The organism is Hyphomonas sp. (assembly GCF_013823385.1).
Lineage (GTDB): Bacteria > Pseudomonadota > Alphaproteobacteria > Caulobacterales > Hyphomonadaceae > Hyphomonas.
Map to the genome: position 1 here is coordinate 1 of NZ_PNMA01000093.1, position 3,000 is coordinate 3,000.

Annotated in this window: 3 protein-coding genes and 1 pseudogene; all 4 read left to right on the top strand. The window is 58.2% G+C overall.

Annotated features, from left to right (window positions below; translation table 11 throughout):
- Positions 1–195 (top strand): annotated as a pseudogene (locus C0456_RS19900) (integrase); the annotation flags it as partial.
- Positions 196–436: 241 nt separating this feature from the next.
- Entirely contained in the window at positions 437–1,633 is a 1,197-nt protein-coding gene (locus C0456_RS19905; RefSeq protein ID WP_063977056.1) for an ImmA/IrrE family metallo-endopeptidase, read from the top strand.
- A complete protein-coding gene (locus tag C0456_RS19910; RefSeq protein WP_291056245.1) occupies positions 1,633–2,118 on the top strand; it encodes a DUF4411 family protein in 486 nt (161 codons plus the stop codon). Before C0456_RS19905 ends, C0456_RS19910 begins: the two co-directional genes overlap by 1 nt.
- Positions 2,119–2,348: 230 nt before the next feature.
- Positions 2,349–2,978, top strand: coding sequence for a helix-turn-helix domain-containing protein (locus tag C0456_RS19915; RefSeq protein WP_291056247.1), 630 nt, complete (start codon positions 2,349–2,351; stop codon positions 2,976–2,978).
- The last annotated feature ends 22 nt before the right edge of the window (positions 2,979–3,000 follow it).

Sequence of the window (3,000 nt, forward strand, 5' to 3'; positions counted from 1 at the left end):
GAAAAGGTTGGGCTCGATCCTGCCGCATTCGGTGCCCACTCGCTACGCTCAGGGTTCCTGACCGAGGCAGCCAAGGCGGGGGCCTCATTGCCGAAGATGCAGGAGGTATCACGGCAAAAAAAGGTCGAAGTGCTGCTCGGCTATGTCCGCGACGCAGCGCTGTTCGAGAACCATGCAGGAGAGCGCTTTCTGTAATTGCCATGTCGGGATCTGGGGAGCGCCATAGATGTTTTCGGTGAGTATCAGGCGGTGCGTAAACGCCCAGCAGAGAACAAATGCTTGCGCGTCCCGAAAGGGTTGTGTCAGAATCAGGTGTGAATATCGGATATGCCCGCATGATAATCGATAGAGGCACCTCCGTGTCCGATCTGACGCGCACGTCCAACGTTGGCCGATCGATGCGATATCGCGTATTGCGCATTGATGGTGCGTCGGCATGACCAAACGTATCAAGGCGATGATCAATCCCGCCGTCCTGACTTGGGCGCGAGAAACGGCCGGCTTCGATCTCGCGGCCGCGGCCGCGAAAATTAATGTAGATGAGGAAAAGCTCGCTGTTTGGGAAGCGGGCGACGATCAACCGTCTATTCCCCAACTCCGCAAATTGGCCGAAACCTATAAGCGGCCGCTCGCGGTGCTCTATCTGCCGGAACCACCGATAAATTCGTTCCAGGCGATGCACGATTTCAGGCGCCTGCCTGATTTAGGGATGCGCACCTTCTCGCCAGAGCTAACGCTAGAAATCCGTCTCGCACAGCAACGCCGCGAATTGGCCCTCGAGCTATTTGAGGACGGTGACGAAATCCCCGTCCCCTTCAAGGTCCAGACGACGATCGCCACCAACCCGGAAACGGCCGCGGCCGCGCTCCGTGATGCGCTTGGTGTCGATTACGATCTGCAATCGCACTGGCGCGATCCCCGCATCGCCTTCCTGGCTTGGCGTGGGAAGATCGAGGAGTTGGGTGTACTGGTGTTTCAGGCCTCGCGTATAAGTAGCGATGAGGCCTCGGGCTTTGCCTACTGGTCCGACGTGCTGCCCTTCATGGTCATCAACCGGAAGGATGCTTATGCGCGCCGCACGTTCTCTATGTTCCATGAGCTGGCGCATTTAATGCTTCGGCAAAGCGGCGTTTCCGATCTTGATATCGAAGGCCCCCGGGCTGCCGATGATGAAAAGATCGAAGTATTCTGCAATCAGGTCGCCGCCGCGGCCCTGATGCCCCGCGATCTGTTTCTAAAAGAGGCGTTGATCGCCGCGAAGGGCAACGGACGCCACGAGTGGGATGATGCCAGCGTGCATTCGCTCTCACTCACCTATGGCGTCTCGCGTGAGGCGATCGTGCGTCGCCTACTGACGCTCGGCCGAACCACGGAAGCATTCTACAGGCGCAAGCGCGCCCAATATGCGGTCGAGTACCGGCAACAGCGGGAACGTGATCGCGAGAAGAATGAAGGCAAGCCGATCCCGCGGAACATGCCGCGCGAAACGGTCGCCAATTACGGCAAGCCATTCGTGCGTCGCGTGATCGAGAATTATCATCTCGATCGGATCAGCCTTTCCGATGTCTCGGGATATCTTGGCGTGAAGGTTCGCCACGTTCCCGGCATTGAGCAACAGTTAGGCTATAGCTGATGGTCGCTGCAGAGCAGCCGGTCTACTGCATCGACACTAGCTCGCTCGTGCATGCATGGCGCCGTGCTTATCCGCCGAAGCGTTTCAGTGGTCTATGGAACGCCTTCGATCAGCTCATCGGTGACGGTCGCCTGGTTGCGACGATCGAAGTCTTTCATGAGCTAAAAAAGAAGGACGATGAGATTTTCGAGTGGGCCAAGGACCGCAAGGAAACGATGTTCCTCGAGATTGATGACAACGTGCAAGGCGAAGTCGTCAGGATCATGCAAACCTATCCGAAGCTGGTTGACACCGGTAAAGGGAAGTCGGGTGGCGATCCGTTCGTGATCGCCCAAGCCCTCGCCGGCAACCCGCGCCTAGTCGTCGTGACACAGGAAGCCGGCGGCACGGCAGACAAGCCCCGGATTCCGTTCGTCTGCGATCGTGAGGGGGTGCGCCATATCGATCTGCTAACGTTGATCGAGGATGAGGATTGGACGTTCTGAGTCTGAAACATCGAAACCGACCGGACATCCGCGACCGCTCCGCTTTCATGCTACGTTCGTATGAGCATTACGACTATGTGCAGCTTGGGATACATGCTGCTTTATCGGCCACTGGCGACTGGTCCCGATAGGTCGCCAGTGTCCGGGCGCGATCGGACTTCCGTGTCTTATCGGCGCGCTTTGAAATCCCAAAGTTTGGTGCCATATTCCGGTCATAGAGGAAACGCATCATGACCGACACGCCGAACATACCGCCCCCGCCACCTATCCAGCTCGTGCCGCCTGCGCCGGCCTCGGCTGCTGCGCTCCCCTCGCCGTCACTGAACGCTGCGCCACCGCCTGCACCGCCGTCCCCGCCTTTGGCAAGCTTGCTGCCAATGCCTGGCGCCTCCATCGTCCAGCTCGCGGCGACTGCAAAGAAGGTGGACACACGCAAGGCGTCGGAAAAGAAGTACGGCAAGCCGGTGATGGACCTAGGCTTTTGCATTGTGCCCTCGCTTTTGATGTGGGCGCAGGCGCGCCTTGGCATCAACACGGTCCAGTTCAATATCATCATGCAATTGGCTGATTTCTGGTGGGACCCGGAGCGCAAGCCATATCCGGCTAAAAAGCTGCTCTCGGATCGTATCGGCATGAGTGAGCGCCAGATACAGCGCCAGATTGCTGAATTAGAGGCGGCAGGCTTGGTCGCGCGGATTGGCCGTACTCGGCCAGGTCGCGGAAAGACCAGCAACGAATACGATCTTGGCGGTCTAGTGGCCCGTTTAAAGGAACTCGAACCTGAATTTACCGCCGTTCAAGAAGAAAATCGCGAGCGTCGTAAAAACGTCGCTCTGCCTAAGCATCGCCGCAAGGCGTAGGTTCCGAGGGCGGGCTTCACCG

What these genes read in the sequence shown, in the direction of transcription:
- C0456_RS19915 (WP_291056247.1), top strand. Translation starts at nt 2,349, where the DNA reads ATGACCGACACGCCGAACATACCGCCCCCGCCACCTATCCAGCTCGTG.
- C0456_RS19910 (WP_291056245.1), top strand. Translation starts at nt 1,633, where the DNA reads ATGGTCGCTGCAGAGCAGCCGGTCTACTGCATCGACACTAGCTCGCTC.
- C0456_RS19905 (WP_063977056.1), top strand. Translation starts at nt 437, where the DNA reads ATGACCAAACGTATCAAGGCGATGATCAATCCCGCCGTCCTGACTTGG.